The following is an 18207-nucleotide window of genomic DNA, read 5'->3' on the forward strand; positions in this document are numbered from 1 at the left end:
TTGTTCAATAGAGGAAAGAAAGAGAGGGGAAAGGCCTAGCGCCAATCCCCTTCTGTGTTTGGTTTAGCTGATGCCCGCGATATTCAACGCGATCAACAGACAGATTACCGCTGCGAACAGGGAAACCACCTCGATCAAAGCTGCGATGATCAACATTGCACCCTGGATCTTACCGGCAGCTTCTGGCTGACGAGCAATAGATTCCATTGCCTGACCACCGATACGACCGATACCCAGTCCTGCGCCAATCGCAACAATACCAGCACCGATACCAGCACCCATAAGTGCATAACCAGCAGTCAACAAGATAGACATTAACATAAGTGTAGAATTTATAAATTGAACAAAGAAATTTCTAATTAATGATGATCGTCATGCGCGTGTTCGGCAACTGCAGAGCCGATGTACATCGCCGTAAACAGCGTAAATACATAGGCCTGAATCGTGGCCACGAGCAATTCGATGATATTGATAAAGGTCACCATCAGGGTACTCACCACACCGATAGCGTAAGATTCAAAGATGAAGACCAAAGCAATAAAGCCCAAGATCACAATGTGACCTGCAGTGATCGCCACGAAAAGTCGGACCATCAAGGCAAAAGGCTTGGTAAACAGACCGATGATTTCTACCGGAACGATAATCAGCAACATAGGAATTGGCACTCCCGGAGTTGCAAAGACGTGCTTCCAGTAATCCTTATTTCCATTGATATTGGTCAGGATAAAGGTCAGAATAGCAAGAGTAAAGGTCACCCCGATGTTTCCCGTCATATTGGCTGCACCTGGCAAAAGGCCCAAGAGGTTACCAAACCAAATGAATAAGAATAAGGTCAATAGGTAAGGAACGAACTTCTTATACTTAGGGCCGATGGAATTTTTGGCGATCTCATCTCTCACAAAGATTACAATCGGCTCAAGGATGGCTGCAGGTCCTTTTGGAGCCACAGCCCCATTTTTCTTGTAGAAGCTGCCTGCAGAAATGGCCAAAACAGCCAAGAAAATCATAACCAAAAACATCATGACCACGTTTTTGGTGATGGAAAGCTCAATAAAGCTCGCCCCGTCTACTCTTCCCAAGTGATCATGCTCATCGATAAAATATCCTTCGTGAGCATATTCCTTACCGAAAGCGTGCGTGTCATGATTCTGAAAATCGCTGGATTTGAAAAACTCCAATCCTCGATCGGAAGAATAAACAATAACCGGTAATGGAAGGGTAACGTGAGTGTGCCCAAAGGTCGCAAAATGCCACTCATGAGAGTCCTTCACGTGGTGCATGATAAAGCTTGTCTTATCTTCTTCTGATCCTGCCGCAAAAGTGGGGGTAGAATTAATCAGCAAAAATGCTGAAAATAAAAGACTTAAGGCCAATAATTTACGCGTCATCAACTCTTGTTTTTGAGGGCTACTTCGAAATCGGCCGCAAGTTAGATAGAAAGGCGTAGATATCAAAAACTAAGTAGAACAAAAAAATCACAAAGAAATCGGCGATAAACAAAATAATATTTTCCATGCCTGGCCATACTTCCACCCCTATAAAAACCAGGGAACCAACCAGCCTCAGAACCATCGCCAAGACAGAAATCTGAAAAAAACTATCTGGGAGCATTTTCAGCAAGAATGAATTCAGCAGCTGAATAAAAAAGAAAAACAAGACGAGGAAAATCAGGATTTCCCAGATTTTGGGATGGATGATTGCAGGAAACACCTGCTGAAGTACCCAAATTATAAGCCCCAGTCCCAGAGAAAAGAGCCAAAAACGTACATGTATATTAGTAAGGAGTGCCACTTTGGTCGACTTTGGCACAAAGCTACTTCATTCTGCTGAATTGCTACCCATCTCTTTTCATAGAAAGCCAAAGCTGATAAAAAGCCACAAAAACAGATAAAAAGCTGAACAATAGCAGCCAAAGAGGGAATTTCATCGCGCTTTTTTGCTGAATCCACCATCCCAGCCAAGTCCCTCCTCCAATGATTCCAAACAACTGAAAGGATAAACCAATGTATTTCACATAAACCGGAGGACCGGAAGAGTCGGGCTTGTTTTTGGGCTTGGAATCAGGCATAAGTGAAGTTAGGGAAAGTGGGGAAAATATAACAATGACCAATTCGTTCGCTAAGTAAGGCAAAAAGCCTATTTTGGTATTCCATTTGGGTAAAATGTAGAAATGAGAAAAATTTTCGGCCTTTTCGGGGTCCTTATGTTTTTTGCTGTGGCCTGTTCTTCCGAGCGGGACACTTTTACCAATAGGGCCTTTCATAACCTTACGGCTCATTTCAACGCCTATTACCTCGCAGATCAAAAAATAAAGGACGTAGAAACTCAGGTACGGACCAATTACAAAGAAGATTACACTCAAGTATTACCGGTATTCGTACCCATTGATTCGGCTACCATTCAGCAAAACAAGGCCAAACTGGACTCTGCACGGGATATGGCTTCCAAAGCCATCGAATGGCACAAAATATCCAAGTGGAAGGATGACAGCTATTACCTCTTGGGAAAAATAGATTACCTCCAAGCCCAGCAGGATGATGCCCTGAATGCTTTCAAATATGTGAATAGCACGAGCAAAGACAATGATTTGCGGCATCAGACCTTAATCAGTCTGCTGAGACTCTATATTGACAAAGGAGAAATCGAAAATGCCAATTTCACCATCGACTACCTCTCCAAAGAGTCGGGAATCAGTGACGAAAACCGCTACGAGCTCTATCGAACCCTCGCCTATTATTATGAAGTGCGGGATGACGCCAATGGCATCATCGGGGCTTTGGACCGGGCATTGGAATATGGAGAGGATAAAAAGGAAAAGTCAAGAATCAATTTCATCCTTGCTCAGCTGTATCAGCGGGAAGGCTTGGACGCTTTGGCCTACGATTATTACAAAAGAGCCTTGGATGGAAATCCTCCATACGAACGGAGTTTTTTCGCCACCCTCTATGCGCAGCAAGTGGCTGAACTCAACGCCTCTAAAGACCTGAGAAAAGTCCGCAATTACTACGAAGACTTATACAAGGATCCTAAAAACAAGGATCTGAAAGATGTGGTGGTTTACGAACAAGCGCTCTTTGAAGAAAAACAGGGAGACATTCCTCTTACCTTGGACCTCCTGCATCAAGCGGCTAAAGAACCGGGAACCAATCCCAGAATCAAGGGATATATTTATCAAAAACTGGCAGAAATTCACATTGAAGAATTCAAAGACTACCGGGCCACCAAATACTACTTGGATAGTGCATTGACTTTCATCAAAGCGGATGACCCGGCTGCATCGGTCATTCAGGAGAGAAAAATCACTCTTGACAATTATGTATTTCACCAAGAACGAATTCAGCTTAATGATAGCTTGATTATCCTTGCCGAAAAAACTCCCGAAGAACAGGAAGCCATTGCCTTGGCCTACATCAAATCTGAAGAAGAGCGTCTAATCAGAGAGGCAAGAGAAAAAGAACAGCCCAAGAACAGTAATATTTTCAATAACCTTTTGGCATTTAGCGGAAGAGATGCGGGTTCAAGCTTCTATTTTGACAATGGAGTCGCTATGCAACAAGGAGCGATTGAATTCAACCGGAACTGGGGTAGTCGACCCCTTCAGGACAATTGGAGAAGACGCTCTGCGATCTTTCAAACCTCCGCACAGCCTGAGGAAATTAAGGCAAGTGAGGATTCCTTGGCCAATCAGGAAAACCCGATTTTAGCAGGATTGCCGACCAAAGAAAGCTTATTAGCTCAAATTCCAACTACTCCCGAGATTAAGGAACAGATCAATTTGGAATTGGAGGAGTCTTATTTTGAATTGGGCAAATTGCTCTATTTCGAATTCAATGAACCCCTGCTGAGTATTGAAAATCTTGAGACACTCATCAGAAATTATCCCAATTCGAATAAAAAACCGGAAGTTTACTACTTGCTCTTTTTGGGACAAAGAGATACCGGAGGCAACTCCCAGCAGTATGTTTCCCGACTCAATCGGGAGTTTCCGGATTCTCAGTACACCTTTTCTGTAAACAACCCGAATGCTGCCTCCGGGAATGTAGCTTATCTCGCTGCTTCCAAAGGCTACGAGGAAGCCTACAAAGCCTACTATTCGGGACAATATTCACAGGCTTCCCAAATCATCCGCTCTACTTTGGAGCAATATCCTTTGACCAGAACTACAGAAAAGCTGCTTCTTTTGGACATCATGGTCATCGGAAAAACCCAATCCAAGGACCGATTCAAGGAGCGATTGGAAGGCTATATCGAAAACACCAAAGACGAAAGCCTTGTCGCTTTGGCCAAGCAAATGCTCCGCCCACTTTTGTCTGAAGAAGAATTGGCAGCTTTGGCCCCCAAAGAAGAGGAAGCAGCCGACTCCACTGCCACTCCAGCCGAAAACCTGACACCAGAAAATCTTAAAATTCCTGAAAATTCGCCTTATAAAATAAACGACGCACAAACCCATATTTTTGTGATTTCGATGAGTCCGGAGGAATCCGAAAAAGCCAAAAATCTCTTGGGAGACTTGGAAAACTTCCACGGACAAAACTTCAAAAACTCTCGATTGAGAACCGGAAACATGAATATGAGCACAGAGGAGGCCATTTTCATCATTAGTCCATTCTCCAATTCGGAAACCGCTTATGAATACTACAAGAAATTTTCAAGTGACTTTAAATCTGAGGGATTACCGGATGAAGTCAAAGCAAAGGCCTTTTTCATTTCTATAGAAAATTTCCAAATCCTGAATAAAACCAAAAATATGGAAGAGTATTTGTTATTCTTCCGAAGTCTGTATCAGTAAACTATGTCTAAAACTACCAAACCCACCCTTGCTGCTTGGGCCGGTAAAACCATAAAATATCTCTGGATCGCCTTTATTGCCGGCGTTCTGTTTTTCATCCTATTTGTGTGGATGGTTAGTATCAATTTCCTGGGGCTTTTTGGTTCTCTTCCTGACTTCAAAGCCTTGGAAAACCCAGAAAGTGAAATTGCCTCCGAACTATATTCTTCAGATGGAGTGCTTTTAGGCACTTACTTTCGGGAAAACAGAAGTCCTGTAGACTACGAGGACCTTTCTCCAAACTTGGTCAATGCATTGATTGCTACGGAAGATGTCCGCTTCGAGAGCCACTCAGGAATAGATATGACTGCCATGATCCGGGTGATAGTGAAGTCCTTAATTTTGGGCCAAGATGCAGGAGGAGGCTCCACTCTTTCCCAGCAAACAGCCAAAAACTTATTTAAAACCAGAACAGATGCAAGTCAGGGAGTACTGAGCAATGTTCCGGGATTGAGAATGCTCATCATCAAGACCAAGGAATGGATTGTAGCCACCCAACTGGAAAAAGCCTACACCAAAGATGAAATCCTGACCCTTTACCTGAATACCTCCGAATTCGGTTCCAATGCCTACGGGATCAAAACAGCAGCGTCGACCTTTTTCAACAAGACCCCGGCTGAGCTGAACGTGCAGGAGTCGGCAGTTTTGGTAGGACTATTTAAGGCTCCAACCTACTACAGCCCTGTATTCAATCCGGATAATTCCCTTCGCAGAAGAAATACCGTGCTTTACCAAATGGTAAAAAATGAAGCCCTGACCGAAGTAGAGTATGATTCCATATCCAAGCTGCCCATCGAGCTGGATTACAAAGTACAAAACCACAACATAGGATTGGCTACTTATTTCCGTGAGATTGTGAAGGCAGATATGATCAAATGGACCAAGGAAAATCTCAAATCCGACGGCACCGCTTATGATCTATTTGGAGACGGACTGAAAATCCACGTGACCATCGATAGCCGAATGCAGCGCTATGCCGAAGAGGCTGTATCTGAACATATGTCAGAACTGCAAAAGGCTTTTTACAAAGAAATGGGCACGCGTGAACCTTGGATTGATGAAAATTGGCAGGTGATCCCCAATTTCATCGAGGACGCTGTAAAAAGAACCGAGGCTTATCGTCTGCTCAGAAATCGATATGGAAACGATACCGACTCCATCGAAATCAAGCTCAACGAGAAGAAGAAGATGCGGGTGTTCTCATGGGAAAGAGGAGAAATAGACACCCTGATGAGTACCATGGATTCGCTCAGGTATTACAAAAAGTTCCTGCAGACCGGCTTTGTCAGCATGGACGCTCATACCGGTCATATTAAAGCTTGGGTGGGAGGCATCGATCACAAATACTTCAAATTTGACCACGTCAAGCAGAGTAAAAGACAGCCGGGATCCACATTTAAGCCATTTGTCTATGCCGCAGCCATAGAGAACGGCTATAGCCCCTGTTATTCTGTAGTCGATCAGCCGGTGGAAGTCTACATTCCGGGACAGCCTGCATGGAGCCCGTCAAACGCCGACGGCAAATTCTCCTATCAAAAAATGACCATCCGAAGAGCCATGGCCCAATCCATCAACTCGGTGACAGCCTACATGATGAAAAAGCTAAGCCCCAAAATTGTGGTGGAAACTGCCAAGCGGATTGGGGTGACAAGTGATTTGGAAGAAGTACCCTCATTAGCGCTTGGAGTCAATGATGTATCTGTCTTTGAAATGGTCGGTGCCTTCGGGACTTTTGTCAATAAAGGTGAACACACAACGCCTTTCTATATTGATCGCATCGAGGACAAAAACGGAAATGTCATTCAGCAATTCACTCCGAAAAAGCGTCCTGCGATGACAGAAGAGCATGCCTATTTGATGCTATATATGCTTAGAGGCGGCTTTGAAGAAGAATCGGGTACTTCTCAAGGGGTGCCTTGGACACTCCGAGAAGGCAATGAATTGGGAGGTAAAACCGGTACCACCCAAAATGCCTCCGATGGATGGTACATGGGAGTAAGTAAAGACCTAGTATCCGGCACATGGGTAGGCGGGGATGACCGCGCTATTCACTTCAGAAGCTGGACAGCCGGACAAGGCGGACGGACAGCCCGACCTATTTGGGTCAAATACATGTCAAAAGTCTATGCGGATCCTTCGCTTGGATATAGCAAAGGTCCTTTCCCAAGACCCGAAAGGCCATTAAGCATAGAAATTGACTGCGACAAATACGAGCAAGAGAGTCAACGGTTTGCTGACTTTGACTACGACGCCAAGAAAAATGATTTCTAAACCTGACCAATTTCAACAAGCTGAAAACAGATCGATTCCCGGTCTGTTTTTTTATTTTTGACCCATGGAATCTTCGTCCTTTTTGCCTTCTGATCACCTTCAGCTTCCCGACCATCCGGGGGTCTATAAATATTTCAATGATGAGAATGAATTGATCTATGTGGGCAAAGCAAAAAGTCTGAAAAAGCGGGTAAGCAGCTATTTCAATAAGCTTTCTGGAAGTAATCTAAAAACCAGAAGGATGGTCAGAGAAATCGCGAGAATCGAAATTACCTTGGTCAACTCAGAACTCGATGCGCTCCTTTTGGAAAATAATCTGATCAAAAAGGTACAGCCCAAATACAATATTCTATTGCGGGATGACAAAACCTACCCCTATCTGCTTATTACCAAGGAAAACTTCCCAAGGATTTTCCCAACCCGAAAACTGATTCCCAAGAGAGGGACCTACTTCGGCCCTTTTGCAAGTGTCAAGGCCATGAACAATGTGCTGGATCTAATCCGTGAGCTTTTTACTATCCGAACTTGCAGCTTGGATCTTTCACCTTACAAAATTGATGAAGGAAAGTACAAAGTCTGCTTGGAATACCACATTGGCAACTGTCAAGGTCCCTGTGTTGGCAATCAGCGCGAAGCAGCCTATCTCAAAGATTTAGAACAGGCCAAGCACATTCTGAAAGGTAATCTCGGCGTAGCTAAGACATATTTCAAGCAGGAAATGCAAGAATTTGCAGAGAAGCTTGAATTCGAAAAAGCGCAAAGGATGAAGGAGAAATTGGATCTGCTCGAAAAATACCAGGCCAAATCTCTCATTACCAATCCAAGCATAGCCAATTTGGATGTGTGCACCCTTGTAGCTGATGAAAAAACCGCCTACGTCAACTATATGCGGGTCAAAAATGGGGCAATGATCACCTCTAAAAATGTGGAGTTGAAAAAGAGACTGGATGAATCTGAAGAGGAATTGCTCATCACAGCATTGATACGCCTGCAGGACCAGTTTCAAAGTGATGCAACTGAAACTCTTACCAATATCAATCTTGAAAATCCAATCGAAGGACTCAATCTCAGCGTTCCGAAAATTGGGGATAAGAAAAAGCTGATTGAGCTTTCCCTGAAAAACGCCTTGTATTACAAAAAAGAAAAGGCTCTACTCCAAGGACTGAATCAGGATAAAAAGGATAGGGTGATCAAACAGCTTCAGCAGGATTTGAGTCTGCCTGAGATTCCTGATCACATTGAGTGCTTTGACAACTCCAATATTATGGGTACAAGTCCAGTGGCTAGTATGGTATGCTTTCTAAACGGGAAACCAGCAGTCAAGGAATACCGGCACTTTCATATCAAAACTGTAGAAGGACCCAACGATTTTGCCAGCATGAAGGAAATCGTGGGGAGAAGATACAAACGCCTTTTGGAGGAAGAAAAACCCTTGCCCAAGTTGATAGTAATCGATGGGGGAAAAGGCCAACTCTCCTCGGCAGTAGAGGCCCTGCAGGAACTTGGAGTTTATGGTAAAATGCCAATAATCGGAATAGCCAAGCGGTTGGAGGAAATTTATTTTCCAGGAGATTCATACCCCATTCATATCGATAAAAAGTCAGAGAGTCTCAAATTACTCCAACGAATCAGAGATGAAGCACACCGCTTTGCGATTACCTTTCACCGAAAAGTAAGAAGCAAAAATGCATTTGGAACTCAGTTGACTGCAATTCCAGGAATCGGGGAGAATACTGCAGAAAAATTACTGAAGCACTTCAAATCAGTAAAAAAAATCAAGGAAGCCAACTTGGAGCAACTAAGTGAGGTCATTGGAAGCAGCCGTGCACAAAGTCTGATGGAATGGAAGGAAAAAAATAAAGGGGCCTAAGCCCCTTTTATTTTTTACCACTCCCAGAGTGAGTTTTCGAATTCCAGTAATTTATATTCAAAAGCCAGAGAATTGAGATAAGCTTGCATCTCTGGGTTAGGATGTTCACCATCCACCAAATCAGCAATAAGGGCCTCATCTGGATTGGTGAATCTTCTAACCACTGATCTGAATAATCGCGATTCAAAAGCCTCATCGTAGGTTAAACTTTTAGATATGTTCTGGTAATTTAACCATCGAGCTTCAGGATGGTTTTTGAAATAGTTCACAAAATCCTTGTACCTAATATAAGCTATGGTCTTTTGTCCAGCATTGGCATTTGTCGCAGATGGCATGACCAATTCTAAATACTTGATGTCGAAGATTGTTTTTGAATGGTGCTTTTCAAAAACAAAGTCTTCTTTAAAGTCCAAGTAGTACAACTGCTTCACGAAAATAGAGTCCCCGTTTGCAGAAATCCAGAAATTTTCCTGAAACTCAGCAATCGAGAGGGGCTGAGTGAAATTTTCATCTCCAAATACTTCCAAGGCATTCTCATCGACTACAGCCTTGTAAATTTGGTTCACGATTCCATTGGCTTTATTGTCGCCAGAACCATAAAGAGACAGGTTGTATTTCTCTCTTAAGTCTATTCTTCTCCAGACAGAGATTTGATACATTTTATCATCTTCCCTGATTCTTTTTACAGAGTAAACAGTATCCATATCAAACTGTCGATCCCCAAAACCAGATGGGTTGACACTTGTGGCTACTTGCGCCTCTACTCCCTGAAGACTAAAGCCAAGCAGGATAAAGGCAAGGAGGAAGAATTTTTGCACCAATCGTTTCATACTATAGGTAGTTTGCAGAACTGCTTATTTAACAGCAATCCTCTTGATTTCTCTTAGTTCAGAGTTGATTTTGTTTCCTCTGAAGTTTGTTCGTGTTACTTGTGTCACTCTCACCACAATATCATCACCCGGTCTTGCACTTTCGAGCAAAGAACGCATGCTGCCACCGATTGGGATAGTCTGTCTTGGAACCTCACTTCTCAGAAGGATCAGTTCACCACCAGTCACTTCGAAGTTGGCATCTTTTGCCATAGTTCTGGCAAAAGTCGGTTCAGGGACTGCTACAACTTTAATTCCGGAAAGAACATTGATAGCTTGAGCCTGACTCAAATCAACTTCACTTCCATTAGAACCAACAACGCGGATGGTAGGTGCTGGAACCGGCTTAATGTCAAACGCGACATCGCCGATTTTATTACCTCCGGAACTAACCCCAATGGTCACTTTCCCGGAAGCACCAGGTATAATAGTCACCTGACCAGGATTATTTCCTTTAATAGACTGACCATTTGAAATTGCAAATTCTGGAGAATAAGAATTTCCTAATGCAGGGACTTCAATCAAAAGCTCATTAGCACAATCTGCATAAAGCTGCTGTACAACCTCAGAAGAAACTTTGATCACCGGTCTTGCAACAAAATACTCATATTCTACAGGAATCACCTGATCTTCACCGCCCACATTGGTAACAATCTCCCCTTTCAAAACTTGTCTGGAAAGACCACGATCATCGTAGCTGCCTGCAGGAGGTACTACGAATTCCACCTTTCCAAATCCATTTTCAACCGGAACTGATCGACCGTTGAGAGTCATGGTAGGAGCAGCTGATGAGGAAGCGGAAGCAATAAACATGTCTCCTTCAAACTTGGTCCCTGCAGCGACCACGTTGGAAACCGCTGCGATCTTACCTTCTAGGATATCAGCTTTGAAGTAGAACGATCCTATCGATTGGGTAATTTGAGCAAGAGCCTCACCTTCGATGTTCAAAACCTCATTTTGAAACTGAGAAAGCAATGCCATTACTGCACCAACTGGGGACTTTACAAAGTTTAGATTGGTGAAGCTCTTACCTCTAACTTCTCTATCATTTGCAAATATTTCAATCTCTGAAGCATCAAGAGCTATTGGCTTAAATGATACTCCAGTGATTCCGATACCGTTGAGAATTTCAGAAACCTTTGTTGGATAAGCATTCAATTTTTCTTTTAGCTCATCTCCTTTGCCATTGTTAGCAAACATGTTTCCTGGAACTTCTGTGTTCTTCAATGCAGCATTGACGAAGTTACCTTCTTCATTTTTTGCATTAGCCTGAGTGATCAACTCCTGCTTGAGATCTTCCAGATAAACTGTGATTTCCTTTGTAGCTTCACGAACTTGCTGCGCTGCAGCAACTTTTGGAACATCCTTAGGATTGTTACCTTGTTCTTCAACTGTCGCTTTGATTGAATTGACAGTGAATTCATTTTTTGATATATAGTTTCTGGAAGTTCTTTCCATCCCATCGTTGATGAGTACGAACTTCTGGAGGATCTGATTACTTACCTGAAGGGCCAAAAGGGCCGTCAGGACCAAGTACATCATCCCGATCATCCGTTGTCTTGGTGTCTCTTTAGCTCCTGCCATCTTTTTTGGATTCTTTATTTAGATGATTGGATGAGATTAACCTTTCATGGCAGAAAGCATTCCACCATAGATTTTGTTAAGAGAACTTACATTTTGATTTAACTTAGCCAGCTCATTTTTAAAGGCTTCAGTCTCTTTCCCAGCCTCAGTAAGACCTTGCATAGCTGAAGTCATGTTGCTATAGAACTTATTCAGTGTCTTCACATGGCTATTAGCATCTTGAAGTTCCATTTCATACACTGCATTAAGTGCAGAAAGATTTTTGGTTACCGTTTGTACTTGAGTATGGTAAGCTTTAGCATCCTGAGAGGCAGAAGACATTTCGGTAAGGGCAGCTGCAGTTTTGCTGTATGAAGCATTCATGTCTACCAATGTCTTAGCTGCAGTTTTCACGCTGGTTGCATATTCATTTGTGGCAACGGCAGCATCTGCAAGGTTGCCCATTTTCTCAGCAGAAGAGGCCAGATTGCTCATTCCTTTGCCTAAGCTTTCTATTAATTCAGGTCCGATTTTAGCTTTTGACAGCATATCATCCAACTTGGCAGAGACATCGTCTCCTTTTCCTTTCTTGGATCCTCCGTCGGCTAGTTCAGGATAAATTTTACTCCAATCCACATCCTCTTGTCTAGGCTCGAAAGCAGAAAGGAAAAAGATGATGGCTTCTGTGGTCAAGCCCACCCCGATCATAAGATTGGCCCCTTGCCAGTCGAGGATTTTGAACATTGCACCAAGAATTACTACTGCAGCACCGATACCATAAATCTTGGGCATCACGCTTGAATAAAAGAAGTTGCCTTTACTAGCCATTTTTTAGTTTTAAATTAAGGTTAAGGTTTTTGTAGGGTTTTATGTGGTTTATCTTCTTGCTCTTTTAGTGGCTTTAACATCCATGGAGCCTGATCGGCCCATAAATGTCATCGCAGTTCGAAATCCAATATGAGCCTGAGCCACATCCTGGTATTCATAAGTTCTGGTAGACGTCTCTAAATAATGCGCGATGTCTTTCCAGCTTCCACCTCTGACGATTTTTCTAGGCTCATTTGGATCATCATATACTGGATCCAAATCCCAAGTGTCCACTCTTGAAGTTGTTTTGTAGGCGTCCATCACCCATTCAGCGACGTTACCTGACATGTTATATAAGCCAAATCCATTTGGTGCAAATACATCAACAGGGGCAGTGTATGCAAATCCATCATCGATGTAGTTACCTCTTCCAGGCTTAAAGTTGGCCATAAGACATCCTCTTTTGTTTTTAAGGTATGGACCGCCCCAAGGGTATTTGGCAACATCCTTTCCTCCTTTTGCGGCGTACTCCCATTCTGCTTCAGAAGGAAGTCGGAAGGCAGGTACGTCAAACTCAGCCTCGTCGTTTGCTCTTAGGTGGTAAGTCCTCCACTCACAATATTGCCTAGCCTGATCCCAAGAAATTCCTACTACTGGATAGTTGTCAAAGGCAGGGTGATCGAAATAAAATTCCATCAAAGGATCACCATAATGATAAGAGAAGCTTGTTGACCATACCGTGGTATCTGGTCTCAGTTCATCATAGTTGAAAGTAGGTGGATCTTTAAGAGTAGTCGGAGTGCCAGTGGCTAATTCGCCATTTTTAACGGCTTCCAAAAACTGTCTGTATTTATTATTGGACACTTCGTACTTGTCCATAAAAAATTCAGAGATCGTTATCTGCTTATTCATTGAGGATTGGGTGTAAGCAATATCCTCATCTGATTGGCCCATCCAAAAAGTCCCGGCTTTGATAGGAACCATATCGATTGGGAGGTTTTGAGACCAGCTTGCACGTTTGGGCACACCTGTAACTTCCCCTCTCCTATTTGCCTTTTCACTGGCTGATCCTTTTTTGTTAAAAAGCCCACAGCCTGGTAAAAGTGTGGCTATTGCCAAGCCTAAGGAAATTGGCAAAAGACGGAGTTTCATTTTTTTATACATAAATGACGTTTTTGAATTCATCAAATTTTTTCAAGCGCAAAACTGACTTAGATGGCGAAAATTAGAAGAATAAATCCTAATAATGCAAATTGCCTGCCAATTTTACTCTAAATAATTACATAGCCAGAACCTCTGATTTTTATCGATTTAATACCTGAAACGGGGAGTTCTCTGAATGACCCGTTGGACTTCTTTTGTGACATCCGAGAGAACATATCTCAACATAAATTCATGACTCGTGGGAGATTTTGCTTCTAACCCACTTATCACAAGATCGAATGCATAACCCAATCTCAAGGAGTTGTCCCGAAGTAAACTATAGCCTAAAATTAGAGAGACCGACTCCTCACCTCTATAGGCTAGACCTGCATTAATCCTGTTTTGATGTGTTGCCATAACGCTCACATCGTAGGAAAAATTATTGAAAGAAACAGTTTTTAATAGAAAACTGGGCTCAATTCTTAATTGACCTATCGGCCTGATCCGATATCCAAAGAGAAAATAGGAATGATTTTTAAGTTGATTTTCATAGGTAGCATCACCAAAATCAAAAGTTGGCTGATTGAGATGTTTGCTGCTTAATCCGACATAATAATCTCCTCTGTCGAAAAGAGCTCCAACCCCAAAATCCAGGGCTATTTGATTTTCTTTTCCTGAACTAGGCAAATTTGGCTCTGGGTTCACCACTATTAACTCACCGTAATCCAAAGAGCTCGAAAACATGCCTGCTGAGGCCCCTAAACTCAATACTCCCCTCCTTAGCTTTTTATGATAGCTCCCTTGAAAGTTCATTTCCAAATTATTGGAGGGGCCTATTTGATCATTTACCAAAGTCAACCCATATCCTATACTTTTTGAGTCCAATCGACCCTGGGCAGTAATCAGTTGCGTAATTGGAGCACCACCCTGACCGCTACTTGTCGAATATCCAGCCCATTGGGACCTATGCAACGCTGAAAAGCGATATCCTCCATCCTTACCTGCAAAAGCAGGATTGTAGAACATGCCATTGAACATGTACTGGGTAAACTGAGCATCTTGCTGTGCATTCACCAATACAGGGCTGAAAAGGATGAAAATCAGCAAATACTTTGTGCATTTCAAAAAATTGTCCAAACGGCTATTTGTTGACATTGCGTGTGAATTATTCAATTTTTAACGAGTGTAAACATTTAAACTGAAAATCCACAGAAAATGATTCTAAGATTTACAAATTATTGGCCTTCTTAATGTAAAGTTCCAAAGCTCCAGTCATACTTGGGGCATTTGGCATCGGAGCTTCAATATCCAAAATCAATCCCAAATCACGGACAGCCTGTGAAGTAGTAGGACCAAAAGCAGCAATTCTGGTCTTCCCCTGTACAAAATCCGGGAAATTCTGCTTCAAGGATTTCAATCCTGAAGGGCTGAAAAAAGCCAGTATATCGTACTTAACATCTGCTAAGTCCGAAAGATCAGCTGGAAGTGTATGATAAATGATGGCTTCTGTAAAGGCTATTCCATTTTTCTCCATGTATTCGGGAATGTCATCTTTGCGGATATCCGAACATGGGAAAAGGTACTTTTCGTTTTTATGCTTTTTGAAGTAATCAAATAAATCCTGAGCTGTTCGCTGTCCCACAAAAAGCTTCCTCTTGCGAATGACTATATACTTTTGAAGGTAATGGGCCGTCTGATCGGAGATGCAAAAATACTTCATCTCCGCCGGCATCTCTATTTTAAAATCTTTGCAGATGGCGAAGAAATGATCTATGGCGTTTCTACTGGTAAAAATAATCGCGGTATGCTTCAGAATGTCGATTTTCTGCTTTCTGAATTCCTTTGGGGGTACTGGCTCGACTTTGATAAACTGGCGAAAATCAATCTTAAGGTTGTACTTCTCTGCCAATTGAAAATATGGGGAATTGGCATCGCTGGGTTTGGGTTGAGAAACTAAAATACTTTTGACAGGCTTAAATCGATCTTTTGGAGTATTACTCATACCAGATTTATCAATTTTTTATTAAAAACACTCGTTAAAACAACCAGACCGAAACCCACTTCGATAGGATGAGAAAAGGCACCAGTTCGGCGATGCAAAGGTAAGTAAATAAATGATATTTCTTAAAACTCAGCCGATTCATCATAATCAGAAACAAAGCGAAAATAGCAGCAAGGTATACCCAAAAGATTCCCTTAATAAAAAAAGGTAACATTTGTTCCATTCTTCCAAAGTCATTGACTACAAAAAATGCAACCCCTGCGGAAATCAATGCCACACCCAAAACAATCAATCTTAGTAGATAAAAAAAGTGAGCAAAATCCACCTTGCTCAAGTCAAAGAAATATGAAATCATACGGATCCCCACAAATTTTAAAATAATCGATAAAAACACAAGAAAGCTTAATCCCACCCAAACCAAGATTAAAGAAGCATACTCCAATCCGACCTGCTCTATGAGCAGCTGGGGCCTAAAAACCACTCCTATCATCAATAGGAGCTGAGCTACCTTCAAACTGACAATAAATAGGTAGGAGAGAATATCAAACGAGAAAAACTTCTGCAAACTTCCTGAATCTGAAAAATCCTCCGCACTTAATACAGACACGGGCTGAAGAAGGGCAGAAAGTAAATAGGGGTAGGCCAATCTGTACAAGGCAACCAAAAACAGTATGATCAGTAAGCTGACAAAAAAGAAATCCCTAATATCAGCTCCATAAGAAGCGCGAGGAATAGGGGATGAAGAAAATTCATCCCCCCCGGCTTGATCGATGGTTTTGGGTAGTTTTAGAACCTTTTGGACAGAAACCCGGTCTCCCTTAGCCTTGGGTGTAAAAATGACCAACTTAAAATCTGTATTTCCAGCAATTTTTTCAATTTGCTTCAGGGAAATAAGAATGAGTGTATCCCTCTCGGTGGTCATCCACAACCTTCCGTCAAGAAACAATGTACTCTCTGCTGCCGCTTCAATGGCAAAGTTGGAATAAGGAAAACCGGAAGAAGAAAGAGCAAATTCGTAAGCTACTTTTGGATTAAGCATACTGCCTCCTTCGGAATTATTCTGAGTGACTTCATAGGTTTCCAAGACCTGTGCATGAGTAATTAAAATACTCCACAAAAATCCGAAAATGGCAAATAGAAGGCGTTTCATCAGACCTGATTAAAATCTTGCTAAATATCCAAAGTGCACACGAGCGTACTCGAAGGACAAAGGTTGAACGTTTGACTTGCCCAGCGCAAACACAAAACTGAACAATCCTCCTTCCGTGTCCAAATTAATTCCTGATCCAAAAGAAAAAGGTGTGTCCTTTTGAGGAGAAAAATAAGGATTATCCAGCACCCCAAAATCCCCAAAGACCATCAAATAGGAATTCTGTCCAAAAAACAGCCGCTGCTCAAAATTGACAAATCCATAATGGCGGGCAAAGAAAAACTTCTCATTAAAGCCTCGAATGCTATTAAGCCCTCCTATCCGAAATAGTTCATTGAGAAAAAGATTTGGATTATCGATGATACCCCCAGAACCTCGAATCCACATCCCCCAGGCAGGCTTAAGAAAAATATGCTTTTCTACCTCTACCCTTCCTTGGATCTGAGTTGAACTCTCTGTGAGCCCTTCATAAAGATCTTCAGGAATACCTGTGTTTTCTAATATTCGCTTATTCCCTGCGGAAAATTCTCCGGATAGCCTCCATCCCTTTCTGGGAAATCTCAAATCATCCAAAAGATTCCATTCTCCACCTATTCCATACTGATTCCAGCGGTAATCTATAGCCGCAGGTAACTTCTCAAGGTCAAACTCAGGCTGCTCCAGTAAATCTCCGGCTTGTCTCCGAGTAAAAAAGTTTAAATAGCCGCTTTCCGATACCCGATAGCCAAAGTCAAGCACAAAAGAACGATTGACAAAAGAGCTATCCTGTCTCAATAGGCTAAATTGCACGGAAGCATCCAAAGGCGACCTGAAGATAAATGACTCTTTGTATTTCAAATCCAGAGCTTGAGACTGCACATTTAGCCTCTGCCATTGAAGTGAAATATCCCTTCCTTTTCCACCCAAATGATACAACTGCAAGTCTACCTGCCCTGTGACCAGAAGCTTTCCGGGCTCATTTTCATTGGGTAAAAAACCAACCACTCCATCAAAAACATTCAGCCTTCTCTCCTGCAAGGAAAAAACGGGTTTAGCTTTTTGCTGTTGAAAACGGACCTCAGGTAACCCGCTCAGTGAAAAATAAGGAGATTTCTGAAGCAGTTTGGTAGATTCCTCCAATCTACGCTGAGAAAAAGGCCTACCAACTTCTAAGCCCGAAAGGAGCTGAATATAAGTAGTACGGGTCTTTACATTTCCAGCCAAAGAAAGGCTGTCCCATGTAATCAATGGACCTGGTTGGAAATCAATTTTTCCGGCAAGTTTAGTTCCATGGATTTGAACACTATCAATTTTTACCTCCGCAAAAGGCAAGCCTTTGTCCTCCGCAAAATCCAGCAATTCTTCTATCCACAGATAAGGTGCGGTATATTCCTCTCCTGGCCGGCCTTTAGCCTCTAAAAATTCCTCCGGAACTGAGGAAAGTTTAAGTTCGCTCCAGGAGTACAAAGGCCCCGATACTACCTGATAGACCAGAGTGTCTTGTCCGGCCTTCTCCAAGATTTTGGCTTGGAGGAATCCCTTGGACAGTATTTGTTTCAAACTGGAATCTGCTTGGCCTGCGGCTCGCTCTTTGGATAAAAAGTAGGAAACATCCTGTATTGGCATATTTTCTACTTCTAGAAATACCCCAAATACCTCTTGCCCTCGAAGGCATAGAGGGAAGAAAAGAAGAAGCAGAAAAAGGAATTCAAACCTAAACTTCAA

General features: G+C 42.4%; 15 protein-coding genes. 3 read left to right on the forward strand and 12 right to left on the reverse strand.

Translation table 11 applies throughout. From position 1 onward, the window contains the following. Nucleotides 1-63: 63 nt before the first annotated feature. Genes atpE through AAA942_RS15575 form a run of 4 tightly spaced genes read right to left on the reverse strand, consistent with a single transcriptional unit; the run spans nt 64 to nt 2068 of the window. On the reverse strand, nt 64-321 hold the full coding sequence (gene atpE, locus AAA942_RS15560) for an ATP synthase F0 subunit C (protein WP_026947636.1): 258 nt from the start codon (nt 319-321) through the stop codon (nt 64-66). A gap of 38 nt (nt 322-359) precedes the next feature. Then, nucleotides 360-1388: a F0F1 ATP synthase subunit A gene (gene atpB / locus AAA942_RS15565; protein ID WP_338221213.1), complete on the reverse strand. Its 1029-nt coding sequence runs from the start codon at nt 1386-1388 to the stop codon at nt 360-362. Between the two features lie 19 nt (nt 1389-1407). After that, nucleotides 1408-1791: a hypothetical protein gene (locus AAA942_RS15570; RefSeq protein ID WP_338221214.1), complete on the reverse strand. Its 384-nt coding sequence runs from the start codon at nt 1789-1791 to the stop codon at nt 1408-1410. 43 nt (nt 1792-1834) lie between these two features. Further along, the gene (locus AAA942_RS15575; protein ID WP_338221215.1) at nt 1835-2068 is read right to left on the reverse strand and encodes an AtpZ/AtpI family protein; all 234 of its coding nucleotides are present in this window, start codon (nt 2066-2068) and stop codon (nt 1835-1837) included. A 102-nt stretch (nt 2069-2170) separates the two neighbouring features. Between AAA942_RS15575 and porW the strand changes: the two genes are divergently transcribed. The 3 genes from porW to uvrC all read left to right on the forward strand — a co-directional run bounded on the left by porW (nt 2171) and on the right by uvrC (nt 8969). Continuing rightward, entirely contained in the window at nt 2171-4789 is a 2619-nt protein-coding gene (gene porW, locus AAA942_RS15580; RefSeq protein WP_338221216.1) for a type IX secretion system periplasmic lipoprotein PorW/SprE, read from the forward strand. 3 nt (nt 4790-4792) lie between these two features. Continuing rightward, nucleotides 4793-7099, forward strand: coding sequence for a penicillin-binding protein 1A (locus AAA942_RS15585; protein ID WP_338221217.1), 2307 nt, complete (start codon nt 4793-4795; stop codon nt 7097-7099). 64 nt (nt 7100-7163) lie between these two features. Further along, the gene (uvrC, locus tag AAA942_RS15590) at nt 7164-8969 is read left to right on the forward strand and encodes an excinuclease ABC subunit UvrC (protein WP_338221218.1); all 1806 of its coding nucleotides are present in this window, start codon (nt 7164-7166) and stop codon (nt 8967-8969) included. A 14-nt stretch (nt 8970-8983) separates the two neighbouring features. Here the strand turns inward: uvrC and porN are convergent, their stop codons facing one another. From porN to AAA942_RS15630, 8 genes are all read right to left on the reverse strand, one after another. Then, entirely contained in the window at nt 8984-9799 is an 816-nt protein-coding gene (gene porN, locus AAA942_RS15595) for a type IX secretion system ring protein PorN/GldN (RefSeq protein WP_338221219.1), read from the reverse strand. Nucleotides 9800-9823: 24 nt separating this feature from the next. Then, a complete protein-coding gene (porM, locus tag AAA942_RS15600) occupies nt 9824-11422 on the reverse strand; it encodes a type IX secretion system motor protein PorM/GldM (protein ID WP_338221220.1) in 1599 nt (532 codons plus the stop codon). 36 nt (nt 11423-11458) lie between these two features. Beyond that, entirely contained in the window at nt 11459-12229 is a 771-nt protein-coding gene (gene porL, locus AAA942_RS15605) for a type IX secretion system motor protein PorL/GldL (protein WP_338221221.1), read from the reverse strand. 48 nt (nt 12230-12277) lie between these two features. After that, nucleotides 12278-13372: a type IX secretion system lipoprotein PorK/GldK gene (gene porK, locus AAA942_RS15610; protein ID WP_338221222.1), complete on the reverse strand. Its 1095-nt coding sequence runs from the start codon at nt 13370-13372 to the stop codon at nt 12278-12280. Nucleotides 13373-13519: 147 nt separating this feature from the next. Next, the gene (locus AAA942_RS15615) at nt 13520-14506 is read right to left on the reverse strand and encodes a PorP/SprF family type IX secretion system membrane protein (RefSeq protein ID WP_338221223.1); all 987 of its coding nucleotides are present in this window, start codon (nt 14504-14506) and stop codon (nt 13520-13522) included. 73 nt (nt 14507-14579) lie between these two features. Next, nucleotides 14580-15353, reverse strand: coding sequence for a uroporphyrinogen-III synthase (locus AAA942_RS15620; RefSeq protein WP_338221224.1), 774 nt, complete (start codon nt 15351-15353; stop codon nt 14580-14582). 34 nt (nt 15354-15387) lie between these two features. Next, nucleotides 15388-16503, reverse strand: coding sequence for a DUF4271 domain-containing protein (locus tag AAA942_RS15625; protein WP_338221225.1), 1116 nt, complete (start codon nt 16501-16503; stop codon nt 15388-15390). A 9-nt stretch (nt 16504-16512) separates the two neighbouring features. Beyond that, complete coding sequence (locus tag AAA942_RS15630; RefSeq protein ID WP_338221226.1) at nt 16513-18207, reverse strand: BamA/TamA family outer membrane protein; 1695 nt, start codon at nt 18205-18207, stop codon at nt 16513-16515.

The sequence above is a fragment of the Algoriphagus sp. oki45 genome (assembly GCF_036245605.1).
In the GTDB taxonomy this organism is placed as follows: Bacteria; Bacteroidota; Bacteroidia; order Cytophagales; family Cyclobacteriaceae; genus Algoriphagus.

Coding starts and splice junctions, on each gene's coding strand:
- atpE (WP_026947636.1), bottom strand. CDS start 321: ATGTTAATGTCTATCTTGTTGACTGCTGGTTATGCACTTATGGGTGCT.
- atpB (WP_338221213.1), bottom strand. CDS start 1,388: ATGACGCGTAAATTATTGGCCTTAAGTCTTTTATTTTCAGCATTTTTG.
- AAA942_RS15575 (WP_338221215.1), bottom strand. CDS start 2,068: ATGCCTGATTCCAAGCCCAAAAACAAGCCCGACTCTTCCGGTCCTCCG.
- porW (WP_338221216.1), top strand. CDS start 2,171: ATGAGAAAAATTTTCGGCCTTTTCGGGGTCCTTATGTTTTTTGCTGTG.
- AAA942_RS15585 (WP_338221217.1), top strand. CDS start 4,793: ATGTCTAAAACTACCAAACCCACCCTTGCTGCTTGGGCCGGTAAAACC.
- uvrC (WP_338221218.1), top strand. CDS start 7,164: ATGGAATCTTCGTCCTTTTTGCCTTCTGATCACCTTCAGCTTCCCGAC.
- porN (WP_338221219.1), bottom strand. CDS start 9,799: ATGAAACGATTGGTGCAAAAATTCTTCCTCCTTGCCTTTATCCTGCTT.
- porM (WP_338221220.1), bottom strand. CDS start 11,422: ATGGCAGGAGCTAAAGAGACACCAAGACAACGGATGATCGGGATGATG.
- porL (WP_338221221.1), bottom strand. CDS start 12,229: ATGGCTAGTAAAGGCAACTTCTTTTATTCAAGCGTGATGCCCAAGATT.
- porK (WP_338221222.1), bottom strand. CDS start 13,372: ATGTATAAAAAAATGAAACTCCGTCTTTTGCCAATTTCCTTAGGCTTG.
- AAA942_RS15615 (WP_338221223.1), bottom strand. CDS start 14,506: ATGTCAACAAATAGCCGTTTGGACAATTTTTTGAAATGCACAAAGTAT.
- AAA942_RS15620 (WP_338221224.1), bottom strand. CDS start 15,353: ATGAGTAATACTCCAAAAGATCGATTTAAGCCTGTCAAAAGTATTTTA.
- AAA942_RS15625 (WP_338221225.1), bottom strand. CDS start 16,503: ATGAAACGCCTTCTATTTGCCATTTTCGGATTTTTGTGGAGTATTTTA.